Source organism: Arthrobacter sp. B055-34 (assembly GCF_059090425.1).
On the sequence record NZ_JBNHFQ010000001.1, the window covers coordinates 423,643 to 439,208 of the forward strand.

The 15,566-nt window shown below is 64.0% G+C and carries 15 protein-coding genes; 14 read left to right on the forward strand and 1 reads right to left on the reverse strand.

Features of this window, described 5'->3' with window-relative positions:
- Positions 1–18: 18 nt before the first annotated feature.
- From AC5RWO_RS01830 to AC5RWO_RS01840, 3 genes are read left to right on the forward strand one after another with little or no spacing between them, the layout of a single operon-like run.
- Positions 19–1,269, forward strand: coding sequence for a heparan-alpha-glucosaminide N-acetyltransferase domain-containing protein (locus AC5RWO_RS01830; protein WP_498728946.1), 1,251 nt, complete (start codon positions 19–21; stop codon positions 1,267–1,269).
- Entirely contained in the window at positions 1,266–1,979 is a 714-nt protein-coding gene (locus AC5RWO_RS01835) for a 4'-phosphopantetheinyl transferase family protein (protein ID WP_498728948.1), read from the forward strand. The genes AC5RWO_RS01830 and AC5RWO_RS01835 overlap by 4 nt, the downstream gene beginning before the upstream one ends.
- Positions 1,980–2,001: 22 nt before the next feature.
- Positions 2,002–3,018, forward strand: a complete 1,017-nt coding sequence (locus AC5RWO_RS01840) for a M28 family peptidase (protein ID WP_498728949.1) — start codon at positions 2,002–2,004, stop codon at positions 3,016–3,018.
- Positions 3,019–3,308: 290 nt separating this feature from the next.
- Here the strand turns inward: AC5RWO_RS01840 and AC5RWO_RS01845 are convergent, their stop codons facing one another.
- On the reverse strand, positions 3,309–3,806 hold the full coding sequence (locus AC5RWO_RS01845) for a MarR family winged helix-turn-helix transcriptional regulator (RefSeq protein WP_498728950.1): 498 nt from the start codon (positions 3,804–3,806) through the stop codon (positions 3,309–3,311).
- A 90-nt stretch (positions 3,807–3,896) separates the two neighbouring features.
- Here AC5RWO_RS01845 and AC5RWO_RS01850 point away from each other — a divergent pair, with 90 nt between their 5' ends.
- The 11 genes from AC5RWO_RS01850 to AC5RWO_RS01900 all read left to right on the forward strand — a co-directional run bounded on the left by AC5RWO_RS01850 (position 3,897) and on the right by AC5RWO_RS01900 (position 15,426).
- Positions 3,897–4,841, forward strand: coding sequence for an EamA family transporter (locus tag AC5RWO_RS01850; RefSeq protein ID WP_498728952.1), 945 nt, complete (start codon positions 3,897–3,899; stop codon positions 4,839–4,841).
- A complete protein-coding gene (locus AC5RWO_RS01855; RefSeq protein WP_498728954.1) occupies positions 4,838–5,476 on the forward strand; it encodes an NAD(P)-dependent oxidoreductase in 639 nt (212 codons plus the stop codon). Before AC5RWO_RS01850 ends, AC5RWO_RS01855 begins: the two co-directional genes overlap by 4 nt.
- A gap of 306 nt (positions 5,477–5,782) precedes the next feature.
- Entirely contained in the window at positions 5,783–6,043 is a 261-nt protein-coding gene (locus AC5RWO_RS01860) for a helix-turn-helix transcriptional regulator (protein ID WP_498728956.1), read from the forward strand.
- A complete protein-coding gene (locus tag AC5RWO_RS01865) occupies positions 6,040–7,296 on the forward strand; it encodes a type II toxin-antitoxin system HipA family toxin (RefSeq protein WP_498728958.1) in 1,257 nt (418 codons plus the stop codon). The genes AC5RWO_RS01860 and AC5RWO_RS01865 overlap by 4 nt, the downstream gene beginning before the upstream one ends.
- Before the next feature lie 482 nt (positions 7,297–7,778).
- The gene (locus AC5RWO_RS01870; protein ID WP_498728959.1) at positions 7,779–8,189 is read left to right on the forward strand and encodes a hypothetical protein; all 411 of its coding nucleotides are present in this window, start codon (positions 7,779–7,781) and stop codon (positions 8,187–8,189) included.
- 32 nt (positions 8,190–8,221) lie between these two features.
- Positions 8,222–8,668: a DUF5956 family protein gene (locus AC5RWO_RS01875; RefSeq protein WP_498728961.1), complete on the forward strand. Its 447-nt coding sequence runs from the start codon at positions 8,222–8,224 to the stop codon at positions 8,666–8,668.
- Between the two features lie 866 nt (positions 8,669–9,534).
- Positions 9,535–10,545: an NAD(P)-dependent alcohol dehydrogenase gene (locus tag AC5RWO_RS01880; protein WP_498728963.1), complete on the forward strand. Its 1,011-nt coding sequence runs from the start codon at positions 9,535–9,537 to the stop codon at positions 10,543–10,545.
- A gap of 62 nt (positions 10,546–10,607) precedes the next feature.
- Positions 10,608–11,696: an ABC transporter substrate-binding protein gene (locus tag AC5RWO_RS01885; RefSeq protein ID WP_498728964.1), complete on the forward strand. Its 1,089-nt coding sequence runs from the start codon at positions 10,608–10,610 to the stop codon at positions 11,694–11,696.
- Positions 11,697–11,771: 75 nt separating this feature from the next.
- Complete coding sequence (locus tag AC5RWO_RS01890; RefSeq protein WP_498729313.1) at positions 11,772–12,668, forward strand: ATP-binding cassette domain-containing protein; 897 nt, start codon at positions 11,772–11,774, stop codon at positions 12,666–12,668.
- A complete protein-coding gene (locus AC5RWO_RS01895) occupies positions 12,665–13,921 on the forward strand; it encodes a sugar ABC transporter permease (RefSeq protein ID WP_498728966.1) in 1,257 nt (418 codons plus the stop codon). Before AC5RWO_RS01890 ends, AC5RWO_RS01895 begins: the two co-directional genes overlap by 4 nt.
- A 20-nt stretch (positions 13,922–13,941) precedes the next feature.
- Positions 13,942–15,426, forward strand: a complete 1,485-nt coding sequence (locus AC5RWO_RS01900) for an FGGY-family carbohydrate kinase (protein WP_498729315.1) — start codon at positions 13,942–13,944, stop codon at positions 15,424–15,426.
- The last annotated feature ends 140 nt before the right edge of the window (positions 15,427–15,566 follow it).

A 15,566-nucleotide genomic window follows, 5' to 3' on the forward strand; every position in this document is an offset into this window, starting at 1 on the left:
ACCGAAAGAAGGACAACGATGGGCTTACCTCATCACAAGAGAGGACGCCACTCCAGCCCCGCAGACGTCACCGCTGCACAGAGCCGGAAACGGCTCATCGGCCTCGATGCGGCACGCGGTCTAGCCCTAATCGGGTTGATCGCTATTCATATCTTCCCTACCGAGAACGAGACCGGCGACCCGACCCTGGCGTGGAACCTGTTCTCCGGCGACTCTGCCGCGCTGTTCGCCCTGCTTGCGGGAGTGGGCCTGGCCCTGTCCTCCGGTGGGCAGCGACCGCACAGGGAGCAGAGGATGGCGGGCGATCGCCTGGGACTGGTGGCCCGCGCCTTCCTGGTCGGCGTCGTGGCCTTGGTGGTCGCGGCCTTCATGCCACCCGACCCGCCTGCTTTCGGCATTCTGCTCTACTACTCGGTGTTCTTCTTGCTCGCCATTCCGTTCCTACACCTGCGACCCAGGACTCTATTCCTCAGTGCCGCCGTCTTCGGCATCGTCGCACCGCTCCTGCTGCAGAAGCTGGGGCCGCTGCTGCCCGAAACGTCGGACTTCAACCACACGCTGATAACTCTCGTTTCAGAGCCGGCCGGGGTTGCCTCGGAGCTGCTGTTGACCGGCTCCTACCCGGCACTGGCATATATGTGCTACATCCTGACCGGAATGGGAATCGGACGACTGGACCTGCGAAAGCCCGCGGTCCAGGGGTACCTCGCCGCTTTCGGCGCGGGACTGGCGCTCCTGGCCAATGTGGCATCGACCGTTCTGCTATATGCCATGGGAGGTTATGAGCAGCTGCTGGACACCCCGGGAATGAGCGTGGACTCTCTGGACGATGCCCTTCTCTTCGGACCCGCGGTCGTTCCGGACACCTCCCCGTGGTGGCTGGCCATTGCGACGCCGCACACAAATATGCCGCTGGCAATCGCCAGCAGTCTCGGCATCGCCCTGTCGGCGACCGGCCTGTTCCTCCTGATCGAGCGGGCGGTCACACCCTGGCTGCGGCCTCTGGCGGCGATGGGCACAATGACCCTGACCCTCTACTCTGCGCATCTCCTCGCGCTCAGCTTGGAGGTCCACTATGAGGAACCCGTCGTGTGGTTCATCGTGCACCTGGCGGTCGCCGTGGCGTTCGGCATGCTCTGGAGCCAGTGGCTGGGACAAGGCCCACTGGAGAGACCGGTCACCGCGGCCGCCAAAAACTTCCGGCAGATCGTGGACTATGGAGGTGCAGCAGGCTCTACCACCAAGGTGCCCGGGACGGTTCCCCGTTGATTAAGGACCTTCTCCCCCCTGACACATACGCCGAGGAGTGCTTCGGTGACCTGACGCCGACGACGGTTCTGCCGGATGAGCTTGCGGCAGTCACAACGGCAACTACTGCACGTCGCCGTGAATTCCACACGGTGCGAGCCCTTGCTCGCAGGGCCTTGGCACGACTCGCACCGGAATCCCCGCGACAGTACGAGGTCCATGCACTGCTACCGGACGCCCGAGGAGCGCCGATCTGGCCCCCCGGTATCGTCGGCAGCATGAGCCATAGCCAGGGCTACCGGGCCGCCGTCGTGGCCAGGTCGAGCGCGTACGCCGCCATTGGACTGGATGCGGAATCGAACCGGCCATTGCCGCCGGAAGTATGCGAGATCGTCTGCCGACCAGAGGAGCGGTCGATGATCGATGCGCTTACACGGCGGGAACCAACGCTGCCCTGGTCCTGCCTGTTGTTCAGCGCCAAGGAGTCCGTCTATAAAGCTTGGTATCCCCTTACCGGGGCCTGGTTGGATTTCAACGGAGTATCCGTGCAGCTCGAGCTCGGTTCCCACTCGTTTCGTGCTGCTCTGCCGTCGCACGTCAGAACAGGTCAGGCCCGCACATTCGAAGAGCTCAAAGGCCAGTGGATGATTACTGCAGACTTCATCCTCACGACCGCATATTTGCCGTCAGACAGTCCCCGAGCAACGCCCAGCGCTAGAATATTGCCGTGATGCTGTACTCATGAGGAATGAAATGACGCTGAACCGGCAGCGGAGCCGGCCCCGGAAAAAGACGGTCGTCATCACGGCGCTCGGGTTGATTGTTCTCCTCTTGGCGCTTGTCCTGGCCACAAGGCAAGCGGAGCCGCAGGCGCAAGCTTCTACAGCATACGAGCATCTGGAAGAGTTTCAAGCGATTGCCGATGTGCACGGAGACCGAGCTACCGGCACGTCCGGATACGAGGCCGCTGCTCAGTACGTTGAACAGCAACTCGCCAGTGCTGGTTATCAAAGCAGCCGCCAGTACTTCACCTTCGAAGATCAGGGCGAAGATTTCGAAACTTTCAACATCATCACCGAGACCGATGGCGGCACCGACGACGACGTGATCATACTTGGCGCGCACCTCGACGGGGTGCCGGACAGTCCTGCGATCAATGACAACGCTTCCGGCGCGGCGGCGCTTCTGGAGGCCGCGAAAGCGCTCAGCCAGCAGGAGGAGATCAACAACAAAGTGCGTTTCGCGTGGTGGGGAGCGGAGGAGTTTCCGGAATCGCTCGGTTCCAAGCACTACGTAAAGGACTTGGCGGAGCACAACAGCGGCGAACTCGACAACATCGCCGCCTATCTGAACTTCGACATGATCGCCTCACCCAACTACGCCATCAAGGTCTACGACGCACGGGAACTTGATCACAACTCCCGACTCGAAGTGCCCGACGGTTCCGTGGAGATTATGGACTTCTTCACCGGCTACTTCGACTCCCGTGACCAGCCCTGGGTGACTACGGAATGGAATTTCGATTCCGATCAGAGGGCGTTCCTTGACGAAGGCGTTGCAGTGGGCGGCCTCTTTACCGGCAGCAACGAGCGGAAATCGGGTAAGCAAGCCGACCTCTTCGGCGGCGCTGCAAGGGAGCCGCACGATCCCAACTACCACACGTCGGGTGATGACATCAGCAACATCCATCAGGAGGCGCTGAGCATCATGACCGACGCGATCACACATGCCGCCACCAGCTTGGCTAAGGACAACAGCGCTATCAAGTAGTCGGGTCAGCGACGAGAACAGCCAGGGAAGTCGAAAGCCCGCTGGCAGATCGCTTCTTCTGCAATAGCCCGATTCGGCAGCAATATGCGCCTGCGTCACCTTCGACTGCAGCCGGTCTAACGCCGATAACGGCCCATCTGTCGCTCTAAGCTCTCCTGCCAGTCAGAACGGCTATGGTCGGCAAAACAACCTGTCTCGTAACGACGCACGCAGCTTCGGAAGCTTGCAATAGGAAGGCAAGTGACACGGCCTCGGCCGCCGCACGCTCGATAGAATTCCCGGTTGCCGGCTTACTCCTGGCCCTCACGGTTATGGAGCAGCGTGCGCAGCAGCTCTTCGAGTTGCTGCCGCTGACGGGTGGTCATAGTCGCGAGCAGGCCTTCTTCATTGGCGACATGGTCCTTCAGCGCCGCATCGATGACTTCCTGACCCTGTCGTGTCAGGGCCACACGAATGGTGCGGCGGCTGAGCGGATCCGGCCCTCGGGTGACGAAGCCCTTGGCGACGAGTCGGTCAAGCCTGTTGGTGATCGCGCCGGACGTCACCATGGCACTGGCCGCAAGCTCCCCCGCGGTCAGGCCGTGTCCCTCCACATCCGCGCGCAGGAGAGTCGCCAGGATGTCGAACTCACCCGGTTGCAGGCCGTGCTGCGAGAAAACCTCCCGCAACTCACGCTCGAACAGACGGCTGAGACGGGACAGCCTGCCGAGCACTCCCATCGGGCTGACATCCACGTCGGGACGAGCCGCCGCCCACTGCGCGATGATCCGGTCGACACTGTCCTCCATGCGACACCTTTCAACGTTGAACTGTTTGACGCAAGCGATCGTACCACGTAGTCTTTTCAACGTTGAACATTTCAAGACCGAGGAGTTGTTGTGGACAGACGGACAATCACGTTGCTCACAGCGATCGCGCCAGCGGTGTGGGGAACCACATACATCGTGACTACGGAGTTACTGCCTTCCGGGCATCCCCTGTTCGCATCGCTGGTGCGGGCGTTACCCGCGGGACTGCTCGCCATCGCTCTGACCCGCGTCCTGCCCACAGGCAGCTGGTGGTGGAAATCTGCCGTGCTGGGAGTGCTGAACATCGGCGCCTTCTTCCCGCTGCTCTTCGTCGCCGCGTACCATCTGCCCGGCGGTGTTGCAGCGACCTTGGGGGCTGCACAACCTCTTGTGGTCGCCATCCTCGTCGTCGTCATTTTGGGTGAACGGTTCTCCGCGTGGCGCTTGTCGTGGGGGATCGTCGGGATTATCGGGGTCGCCCTGGTCGTGCTGCGTTCCACGGCGACACTCGACGCGGCAGGTGTCATCGCCGGGTTGCTGAGCGCAGTGTCCATGGGGTTCGGAGTCACCCTCACAAAGAAATGGGGACGGGCCTCAGGGGTGCCCCCGATGAGCCTCGCCGGGTGGCAGCTGACCGCCGGCGGACTGTTCCTGCTGCCCATCACGCTGATCTTCGAGGGCGTCCCAACGAACATCGACGCCGCGGCACTCGCCGGCTACGCATGGCTCGGACTCATCGGCGGGCTCCTGGCCTATACGCTGTGGTTTAGCGGCATCGGCCGCCTACCCGTTGCCTCGGTCGCCGTGCTTGGACTGCTTTCACCACTGGTAGCGGCTGCCCTTGGAGCGCTCCTCCTCGGAGAAAACCTTGGCATCGCGCAGCTGGCTGGGTTCGCCCTTGCCCTGACGGCGATCGCGGCAGGCCAGATCACCCCCGGCACTAAACGGACTAACGCCTCCGACGTCACCAACGCCTTCGATTCCGGCACCAGCAAGCCGGCCATGGCCGCCACGCACACAAGGAGTGAAGCATGAGGATCGCCATTATCGGAGCAACAGGAATGGCGGGCTCCCGCATTGCTGCAGAAGCGGCCCGCCGAGGGCACAGCGTCTCCGGAATCTCGCGATCAGACGGGGGCCGTGCACAAGCCCTTCCCGGCCTTACGTTCTCCACTGCGGATGCCACCGACCCCGGAGCCATGGGCCGCATGGCGAGCGAACACGATGTGCTGGTGCTGACAACCAGACCAGCTCCCGGAACGAATGACGACGCCGAATCCCCGGTGGCCAATGTTCTCGACGCCGCACTGGACTTCGGGTGCCGAGTCCTGGTGATCGGCGGCGCCGGACCACTCCGAAGCCCTGACCGCTCAGATCAACTCGTGATCGATGATCCGCGTTTCGTCCCCGAGCAGTGGCAAACCGTCGCCCAAGCCAGCATCGACCAGTTCAATGTGTGCACGGCACATCAGGCGGACTGGACCTATTTGAGTCCGCCCGCTCTGTTTGAACCGGGCACACGCAGAGGAACCTACCGCCGCGGAGGAAACCGACTCCTCATCGATAGCAAAGGAGTGTCTCGGATTTCAGCTGAAGACCTGGCAGTGGCCGCAATGGACGAGATCGAGAACCCATGGCCCGGCCTGCGGCACTTCACGGTTGCGTACTGAGGCTTAGCGGCGACTGTTGAGTTCGGGTTCGACGGCGGCGGTGCCAGTCACTGCTGCGAGTGCGGGGAAAGCCGCTCGTGCGGGAGCGTCTCCCAGCTGGGGAACTCCTCGATGGACTCCGCCGGCAGGGAGCAACACAAGTACCCGAAGTTCAGCAGAACTCCGGATCATGGGTAAAGATTTACCCCCATGACTGACGTTCAGGGAGCGCGCTCACCTGATGCGCCGCATATGTAACATCCGGGGATTCGGAAAGAAATGTGCCATATACGTCGCTTTTCTTCCAAATTCAGGTATGGTACATATATGTCACATCCTGAAAGCCGCACAGCGTTTTTCCGGGCTAGCACCGCTGCCTCATTCGGCGCCGCGCTGCGCGGCGCACGGCAGGAAGCCGGCATGACCCAGCAGCAGCTGGCCGACGCGATCGGCACCAACCGCCGCACCATTGTCCGCCTTGAGGCCGGCTCCGCCGTATCGATGGGGGTCGCAGTTGATGCAGTACGGGCCGTTGGTCGGGACATCGCGCTGATCCCCCGTTTCTCCAGGCTGGAGGTCCGGGAGTGAGTCCGCGGAAGACACTCGAAGTTTTCCTGCACGGACGGCATCTGGGGACTCTGGGCGGAACCTCCATCCGCCCTGAGCTTCGCTACGACACCGCGATCGTCAATGAGTACGGCGCCGGCTCCGTGCTGCTCTCCCTGTCGCTGCCCCTGTCACCGAAGAAGATCACCGGCCCTGCCGTCTACAACTTCTTCGACGGTCTCCTGCCCGAGGGCCAGGTCCGTGCACATCTGGCCCACCTGCACGGCGTCCCGACTACCGACGTCATGGGGCTGCTCGAAGCCCTTGGATCAGACTGCGCTGGCGCCATCCAAATCCTGCCCCAGGGACAGGAACCGCCTGCCGTTGCCGCGCCCTTGCCCATGACACGGCAGGAGGTCGTGTCGGCGGTAGAATCTCTGCCCACATGGGAGCTGCCGGATGACTTCACGATCACCACGTCTCTGGGCGGCGTCCAGTCCAAAATCCTGCTGAGCCAAGAAGGAAACGACTGGTCCTGGCCGGCTGCGGGAGCCCCCTCGACCCACATCATTAAACCGGACCCCCTTGACTCCCCCGTTCCCCACCTTCTGCAGGCTGGAGACTGGGCCTTGCGGCTGGCGGCGGCGTCAGGCCTGCCCGCGTCGGAAGCATGGCTGGAGACGTTCGGCGAAAGGCTGGCGATCATCGTTGCCCGCTACGACCGGCAGCCAGGCGGAGGCAGGATCCATCAGGAAGACTTCACTCAGGCGCTGGCCCTCGGCAGCAATGCAAAATACGAGGGCGGCACCGCCGGATCATCCCGGCTGTCCAGCCTCGTGGACACGGCGGTTCCGCATGTTCGGGACATGGCATCTTTCCGTTCGGCCCTGCTGCAGTACATCACCCTGAACCTCGTGATCGGCAACGGTGATGCCCATTCGAAGAACTACTCCCTGATCATTCGGGACGGCGGCGAAGTTCTGCTCGCGCCGATGTACGACATTGCCCCGACCCTGCTGCTGTATTCGAAAAGCCGGAACGCCGGCCACACCGTGGGTGGGCAGTCTGTGCTGAACTACATCACCTTGGAGCATCTCGTGCGGGAAGGAGCCTCCTGGGGCATGAAGGAGCCCGACGCCCGGGCCGCGGCGGCCGGCCTGCTGGAACAAGTGAATGCGGCAGCCTCCGGTGTGCCTTGCGGACAGGAGCTCAGCTTCATACCGGAACTGGTCACGCTCAGGGCGCAGGACCTTCTGGCGGGCAAGACCGCCCGCAGGAGCCTGCCAGCATCCTGAGGTCCCGACACCAAAGGTTTATGAGCCTTGTGATCGCCACATCCGCGGTCAAAGACCTCGTCTGCCGAGTCCGCGGCCGGAACCACGGTCATGAGGTCGAGGGGCTGGAACGGGTACATGATCGGCAGCTGAGCCTGGCCGGAATGCGGGCAGGCTCTTCCCAGCGCTGCCCGCACCCCGTTTAAGCACAACCTGAAGAGACAGCTGCGAATGGTCCAGGCAAGGGGCGTCCGGACTGTGCCGCTGCAGGTATGCGCTGTCAGACAGTATTTGGCCAACACCTCAAGGACAGCGTCTGCGCCAGCTCAGTATTTCCTCAAAATTTTAGGTCAACGCGAGCGGATAAATCGGATTCGATCTAGCCGTTTGATTTTCTTGGCGTCGAGCTCTCCACCTCCGCTGCGACTACCGTTATGCTCGGTCGTGGGGCCGCTTCCGCCGGCGGCCGGCCGTAGCTACGACTGCTAAGGGGATTCCGGAGAATGCGCGAAAAAGAAGTATGGAACCGAGCGCTGGACTACGACTATGAGGGTCCACGGGCCGAAGGGGACCGGGCCCTTTATGACCTGTTGATGCTGGACAACGTCGCCCAGAACGGTGGCCTGCTGCACGGGATCCAGGTTCTCGATGAGGATGAACTCGCCGCCGCTGTGGCGGGCTACCGCTGGTTCGGGCTGGATGCCCTGGCCGACGGCATCGTATCGATCGCCACTGATGCCGAAGACATCGATGTCGATGACCCTGATAGCGTGGACGCCCAAAGCGAACTGGAGGAGCGCGCGGACGAACTCTTCTTCGGCGAGCAAGGCAGCGACCTCCTGGGCCGGGCGTTCAACAAGAAGCTGGCCGATCAGCCGGACGCGTTCGCGGACCCGGCACCGGTCAGCGGGTAGCTCCAGTCAGCTGACGGGCTCGGATTCCCGCCATGAGTCCAACAAACTGGGTCGAGGTTCCCGACGGCGCCCATAGCAGCGAATGGGCCGAGGTGCCCGAAACCGGCTGGGGCATGCTCGCCGCATGGGCAGCCGGCACCGAAAACATCTGCAAGCTGCCCGCCGATGACACCGGCCGAGAAGTGCGGGTCACGATTGAAACCGGCGGCGTCACCGAAACGCGTATGGAACCGTTCACGGTGAATGACCGGCAGACCATCGACGAGAGTGTGGAGGACTATCTCCGGGACGCCGGCGTACCGGCACCCCCTCGCGGCTTCGTGTGGTTGATGCGGCTCCCGCCCGGCATCTCCTCGGAAGAGGCCCTGTCACGCGAAATCAACCGCGGCATCACAGCGGCCGCCCCCGGAGCCGTAAACCCGGCCGACATCGCATCGATCATGGTGCGGATCGTCGACGTACTTTACGGGAGGGACTGAGCCGGAGCGTCCCCGGCGTCTGGAAACTTGGCTGCCGACTCCCCCCCTGCTAACCGTCGCTTCTGTAGCTGCGAATCGTTGCCGCGAAGCGGGTTCTTTGGCCTGCGAATTAGCCCATTGTGCACCGTGTTTTTGGCGCTTATCCTGATGCCAAGGGCAGGAGCTCGACATGGAAATTACCCTTTACGTTATCGTCCTCGTACTCACCTTCACCCCTTTTGCGGTGGTGATGCTCGGTCCCAATCTAAGGGCAGACAAACCTGTTGCGAGACGCCATCGCTCCGCTTCCAGCATGCCGGGTTCCCACCGGACTAGGGAGAGAATTCTCCCGGAAGGAGTAGGGCTCCCACTCCCCCTGCCTCCGTCGGGTGTCCGCGGAGGAGCGCCAACGCGGGTGCGGCCAGCCCGGCGGACTGTACGACCCAGGTTCCACCGACGTCCGAGAGGTCACGCGCCAGGAACGTGATGAAGTACCCTCGCCAATTTGGCGGCTCAGGCGGGGGCGGCATCCCGATAATGCTCGAATGTGCCAGCCGGACCCAGGTAATAACGGGTGTCGAGCCGGAGCCTGCGGGTTGGGAAACGTAGGCTCCGGCTCGACCGGCCGTCCCTTCGGGAATCTTCGCTGCTGGGACGGCTATACCTAGTGTCCAATCCATTGACCTGACCGGTAAGACCCGGACGAGGGACATCTGCACCCCTAGTTTTCGGGATAGTTACGTTCGGCTGTTCCCCGCCGAAACTCCCACCTGCGATTTCATAGCCGTGGCACCTCCGCCGGGGTTAGCATATGCGTGTGCATGTGCCTTGAATCACATGTCCATGCGGGACCCTTTCACCCAGTGACTGCTTCAAAGGAGTCGTAGATGGGCAATGCCGCCGCCGTGATGACCGGCTTGAACAGCATCGAGATTCAGGAACGCCCGACGCCGGAGCCCGCTCCCGGTCATGCCGTGATCCGTGTGGAAGCCGTGGGGGTCTGCGGCTCCGACGTCGCCTACTACCGCTACGGAAAGATCGGCCCGTTCGTCGTCGATGGCCCGTTCATCCTGGGCCACGAGGTTTCCGGCGAGGTGGTGGCCGTCGGCGAAGGAGTCGACAATGTCCGCGTTGGTGACCGGGTGGCCGTCGAGCCTGGCACGCCGGACCGCAGCTGCGAAGAATGCCGGGCGGGACGCTACCATCTCTGCCCCAACCTGGAGTTCCTGGCCACCCCGCCCTACGACGGCGCACTGCTGCAGTATCTGGCCATGGATGCCCGCTGCTACTTCCCGATCCCGGATTCGATGAGCTACGAGGACGGCGCGCTGATCGAGCCGCTGTCCGTGGGGCTGTGGGGCTGCCAGCGGGCGAATCTGCAGGCGGGCGATGACGTGCTGATCACCGGCGCCGGGCCGGTTGGCCTGCTGGCCGCCGAAGCTGCGCGGGCCCTCGGCGCGGGCAGCGTCACGTTGACGGACATCTCCGACTACCGGCTCGGTATCGCCGCCGACCATGGGTTCACGGTGGAGAAAAGCGACGCGTCGACCTCGCGGACCTTCGACGTACTGCTGGAATGCTCGGGCGCAAATGGCGTCCTCGCCTCCGCGCTGGGCCGGCTGCACGAGGCCGGGCGGGCCGCCGTCATCGGCATTGCCAAGACCGAAGAGGTGCCGCTGCCTCTGTCCATCCTCAATTGGAAAGAAATCACCATCTCCATGGTGAACCGGTACAACAACACCTGGCCCCTGGGCATCGCCCTGGTTTCGTCCGGCCGGATCAACCTGGAGGGCCTGGTGACGCACAGCTTTTCACTGCCGCAAACCGCGGCCGCACTGGACAACACGTCCACCGAACCCGAATCGCTCAAGGCGATGATCTACCCCCAGCAGCTCTGACCGCGGGAGTCGGAATCATAACCAGCCGCAACGGAGCACATCACCAGTACAGAGGAGCACCGATGAAGAAGCACACACGGGGAATCCTGGGCCTCACCACGGCCCTGTTCCTGGCAGCCGGCATGACTGCCTGCGGTGGCGGTGGCGGCGGCGAAGGCGGCGGAGGCGGGAACGGCGGCGAGGCCGAGGGAAAAATCGCCTTCCTGATGCCGGATCGGGCCTCCACCCGCTACGAGCAGCAGGACAGCCCGCTGTTCAAGGCCAAGGTAGAAGAACTCTGCGCCGGCTGCGAGGTGCTCTACCAAAACGCAGACGGTGACGCGAACAAGCAGCAGCAGCAGGCCAACGCGATGATCACCCAGGGCGTCAAGGTCCTGGTCCTCGACCCGGTAGACAGCACCGCTGCCGCCTCGCTGGTCAACACCGCAAAGGGCCAGGGCATCAAAGTGATTACGTACGACCGGCCCGTTCCGGATACGCCCGCCGACTTCTACGTCTCGTTCGACAACAAGGAGATCGGTTCCCTCATCGCCGAAGACCTGGTCAAGAAGCTGGACGCCGACGGCAAGGAGACCGGCGGGGTGCTGATGGTCAACGGCTCGCCCACAGACCGGGCTGCACAGCTGATCAAGGAAGGTGCGAAGGAAGCCATCGATGCCAGCGAGCATCCGATTTTGGCATCCTATGACACGCCCGAGTGGCAGCCGTCCAGGGCCCAGGACTGGGTGGCCGGCCAGATCACCCAGTTCGGCGAGGAGATCACCGGCGTCGTAGCCGCCAACGATGGCACCGCCGGTGGCGCCATCGCGGCGCTCAAGGCAGCCGGCGTCTCGCCCTTCCCGCCGGTCACCGGGAACGACGCGGAGGTTGCGGCGATCCAGCGGATCATCAGCGGCGACCAGTACAACACCATCTCCAAGCCGATCAGAATCGTCGCGGAGAAGTCGGCCGAGGTTGCGGTCCAGCTGCTGAACGGCGAAACGCCGGAACCGGATGCCACGCTCTTCGACACCCCGTCGGCGCTGTTCGTGCCAACGGTTGTCACCAAGGAGAACGTCAAGGAAGTGATTTTCGACGGCGGCATCTACGAGGCCTCGGAAGTCTGCACCGGCGAATACACGAAGGGTTGCGACGAACTCGGCATTGAATAGGACGTCACAGGGAAAGGGAAAGCAGTGTCCACTGTCTCAGCGGAACGCCCGGAGGCAACCTCTCCGGTGCTGTCCATGCGGGGTGTCAGCAAGCACTTCGGTGCCGTCGCCGCATTGACCGACATCGAGCTGGACGTCCACGCTGGCGAAGTCGTCGCCCTTGTCGGGGACAACGGCGCCGGGAAGTCGACTCTGGTCAAGATTCTCGCGGGCGTGCATCCGCAGGACACTGGAACGGTGAACTTCGACGGCAAGGACGTCACCATCCACACGCCGGTGGATTCCATTCAGCTGGGCATTGCCACCGTGTTCCAGGACCTCGCCCTCTGTGACAACCTCACCGTCGTCGACAACCTTTTCCTTGGCCGGGAGCTGGGACCATGGCGGCTGAACGAAGTGGAGATGGAAGTCCAGTCCTGGAAGCTACTGCGCCAGCTCTCGGCCAAGATCCCCTCGGTCCGAATCGCCGTTGCCTCCCTGTCCGGCGGCCAGCGGCAGACCGTCGCCATCGCCCGGTCGTTGCTCGGCAGCCCCAAGCTCATCATCCTCGACGAGCCCACGGCTGCCCTCGGCGTGGCGCAGACAGCCGAGGTCCTGAATCTGGTCGAGCGGCTGCGTGAGAACGGCCTCGCGGTGATCATGATCAGCCACAATATGCAGGATGTTAAAGCGGTCGCCGACCGCGTTGCGGTGCTGCGGCTGGGGAAGAACAACGGCACGTTCCGCATGAAGGACGTGTCTACCGACGAACTGATCGCCGCCATCACCGGCGCCACCGACAACGTCGTGACCCAGCGCGCCGCTCAAACCGGCGCCGCAGCCGCCGCGAACGCGGCAGGGACGGCAGGAACGGTGGGCGGGGCTGACCGGCTGGACGGACCAGGTGGAGGTTCGCTGCCGCCCGGCCAAGCCCCCGGAAGCGCCGGGCAACCGGGGTCCGGACCAGCACCGGAAGAAGGAGCCGCACCATGACAACCAATCCAACCAGTCCGGTCGTCCCGGTGGCCACGGATCTGCAGGATGAACGGCTGATCCGGACCGAGGGCTTCAAGGGCGCCGTCAAGGTCGGGATCAACCGGGTCCGCGGCGGCGACTTGGGCGTGCTGCCCATCGTCGTCGGACTGCTGGTAATCTGGAGCATTTTCCAGCTGCTCAACCCCTTCTTCCTCTCCAGCGCCAACCTGGTCAACCTTTTGTTGGAAAGCGCCGCCGTCGGAGTCATCGCGCTGGGCATCGTCTGCGTCCTGCTGGTCGGCGAGATCGACCTGTCTGTCGGCTCCGTCAGCGGCCTATCGGCCGCGATCGTTGGCGTCACCTTCATCAAGCAGGACTGGCCGATCGGGCTGGCGATCCTCACGGCGATGGCCGCCGGTGCTGCTATCGGCCTGGTCTATTCGCTGGTGTACACCAGGTTCGGGGTGCCGTCCTTCGTGATCACGCTGGCTGGCCTCCTCGGATTCCTCGGCCTGCAGCTGTTTGTGCTCGGTGTCGAGGGCACCATTAACCTGCCGTTCGATTCCTTCCTGGTCTGGTTCGGCCAGCAGGCGTTCGTGCCGGGATGGCTGTCTTACGTCCTGGCGGTCCTCGGCGTGGCAGGCTTCTTCCTCAGCCAGCTCACGCTCTCCCGCCAGCGGGTCAAGGCAGGCCTGTCCGGGCGGCCGATGCGGCTGGTCGTGGTGCAGTCGATCCTGTTGGCCGTGATCCTGCTCTTCGCGGTGTGGTACCTGAACCAGGCCCGCGGCGTCGGCTGGATGTTCGTCTTCTTCGCAGCCCTGGTGCTGGTGATGCATTACGCCTTCACCCGGACCCGGTGGGGCCGCTCCGTCTACGCCGTCGGCGGCAATCGGGAAGCGGCGCGGCGGGCCGGCATCAGCGTCAACCGCATCTACGTGTCCATCTTCGTTCTGTGTTCGACGTTCGCGGCTGTCGGCGGCATGCTGGCTGCCGGCCGGCTAGCAGCCTCGGCGCAGAGCAGCGGTACCGGCGACGTGAACCTGAATGCGATCGCCGCCGCGGTGATCGGCGGAACCAGCCTGTTCGGCGGCCGCGGCTCCGCGTTCTCCGCCCTCCTGGGCATCCTGGTGATCCAGTCCATCTCCAGCGGCCTCACACTGCTTAACCTTGAATCCTCGTTCCGTTACATGATCACCGGCCTGGTGCTGCTGCTTGCCGTCATCCTCGACGCCGTCTCACGGAAGTCCCGCACCTCGCACGGCCGCGCTTAGTGGCCGGCCTTTTGAGTGACATGTTTCTGGGCATCGACATCGGTACAGGCAGCAGCAAGGCCGTACTGGCCGACGCCGAGGGCCAGGTTCTGGACAGCGCAACGGTCACGCACGACGTCGACTACCCGCGGCCTGGGTGGGCCGAGTTCGACGCCGAGGGCGGGGCCTGGGCAGAGGTGGTCCAGCTGTGCCGGGAGCTTTTCTCCCGGCACGACGCCGGGGCTGTCGCTGGCATGTGCGTCAGCGCGATGGGTCCCAGCCTGGTCGTCACAGACGAAAACCTGACCCCGCTGCGCCTGGCGATCCTGTACGGAATAGACGCGCGGGCCGTCGTCGAAATCCGCCAGCTCACGGAGGAGTTCGGTGCCGAGGCGATCTTCCGCGATGCCGGGAAGGTCCTGTCCTCGCAGGCTGTGGGACCAAAGCTCCGCTGGCTGCGCAATCGGGAACCGGAGGTCTTCGCCCGTGCCCGGAACTGGCACAGCCTGAACTCTTTCATCCTGGCGAAGCTTACCGGAGAGCTGGTTTTGGACCACCACACCGCCAGCCAGTGCGATCCGCTGTACGACCTCCGCGCCAACCGGTGGCATCCGGAGCGGTACGACGCCGTGGCCGGCCATCTGCCGAAACCCCGGCTGGTCTGGCCAGCAGAAGTAGGCGGCAGCGTGCACCGTCAGGCAGCCGAGGCGACAGGGCTGCCGGAAGGCCTGCCGGTCTGCGCAGGCACGGTCGACGCCTGGGCAGAGGCGTTCAGCGCCGGCGTCCGACAACCGGGCGACCTCATGCTGATGTACGGCTCCACCATGTTCTTCGTCCAGGTCCTCGGGGAGTTCCGCGCCAAACCAAAACTCTGGACCACGGCCGGGGTGGACCCGGGGTCTTTGACGCTGGCCGCGGGGATGTCGACGTCCGGAAGCCTGACCACCTGGCTGCAGCGGCTTTTCGGCGACGTCCCCTTCGAGCAGCTCGTCACGGAGGCCGCCACTGTGCAGCCGGGGTCTGACGGGCTTCTGCTACTGCCCTACTTTGCCGGCGAACGCACGCCTGTTTTCGATCCCGACGCCCGCGGACTCATCACGGGTCTGTCGCTGCGCCACACTCGGGGCCATCTGTTCCGCGCCGCCTACGAGGGCATCGGCTTTGGTATCCGACAGATCCTGGAGTACCTCGAGAACGCCGGCGAACCGATCCGTCGCGTCGTAGCCGTCGGCGGCGGCACCAAGGCCAGACTCTGGACGGAGATCGTCAGCAACATCACCGGACGCGAACAGCTGGTCCCGGAACAGACCATCGGTGCCAGCTACGGGGACGCGCTGCTCGCCGCCATCGGAACCGGCGCCGTGCCTGCCGGGACAGACTGGGCCCGGACGGCGGCGACGGTGAAGCCCGATCCGGCGACGGCCCCGCTTTACGAAAAGCTCTACACCACTTACGGGCTCCTGTATCCGTCGAATCGTGAGCACATGCACGTGCTCGCCGCCCTGCAGGAGCCCGCGGACGAGTAGGCGGTTCGAACTGCCGACTCTGCTAACGTCAGTCCGGCCGGGCCCTGTGCCGGTGTGTCACCTACCGCCGTCTCCGCGGTCTCCTGTGGCGTCACGTTCCGAGGGCCGGTAGCCGGCGACAGCGGCGCATGACTCGCGCT

Bases quoted from the DNA above. Each gene is read 5' to 3' on its own strand.
- AC5RWO_RS01895 (WP_498728966.1), top strand. From the start codon at position 12,665: ATGACAACCAATCCAACCAGTCCGGTCGTCCCGGTGGCCACGGATCTG.
- AC5RWO_RS01885 (WP_498728964.1), top strand. From the start codon at position 10,608: ATGAAGAAGCACACACGGGGAATCCTGGGCCTCACCACGGCCCTGTTC.
- AC5RWO_RS01875 (WP_498728961.1), top strand. From the start codon at position 8,222: ATGAGTCCAACAAACTGGGTCGAGGTTCCCGACGGCGCCCATAGCAGC.
- AC5RWO_RS01840 (WP_498728949.1), top strand. From the start codon at position 2,002: ATGACGCTGAACCGGCAGCGGAGCCGGCCCCGGAAAAAGACGGTCGTC.
- AC5RWO_RS01880 (WP_498728963.1), top strand. From the start codon at position 9,535: ATGGGCAATGCCGCCGCCGTGATGACCGGCTTGAACAGCATCGAGATT.
- AC5RWO_RS01830 (WP_498728946.1), top strand. From the start codon at position 19: ATGGGCTTACCTCATCACAAGAGAGGACGCCACTCCAGCCCCGCAGAC.
- AC5RWO_RS01845 (WP_498728950.1), bottom strand. From the start codon at position 3,806: ATGGAGGACAGTGTCGACCGGATCATCGCGCAGTGGGCGGCGGCTCGT.
- AC5RWO_RS01900 (WP_498729315.1), top strand. From the start codon at position 13,942: ATGTTTCTGGGCATCGACATCGGTACAGGCAGCAGCAAGGCCGTACTG.
- AC5RWO_RS01860 (WP_498728956.1), top strand. From the start codon at position 5,783: ATGTCACATCCTGAAAGCCGCACAGCGTTTTTCCGGGCTAGCACCGCT.
- AC5RWO_RS01890 (WP_498729313.1), top strand. From the start codon at position 11,772: ATGCGGGGTGTCAGCAAGCACTTCGGTGCCGTCGCCGCATTGACCGAC.
- AC5RWO_RS01870 (WP_498728959.1), top strand. From the start codon at position 7,779: ATGCGCGAAAAAGAAGTATGGAACCGAGCGCTGGACTACGACTATGAG.
- AC5RWO_RS01855 (WP_498728954.1), top strand. From the start codon at position 4,838: ATGAGGATCGCCATTATCGGAGCAACAGGAATGGCGGGCTCCCGCATT.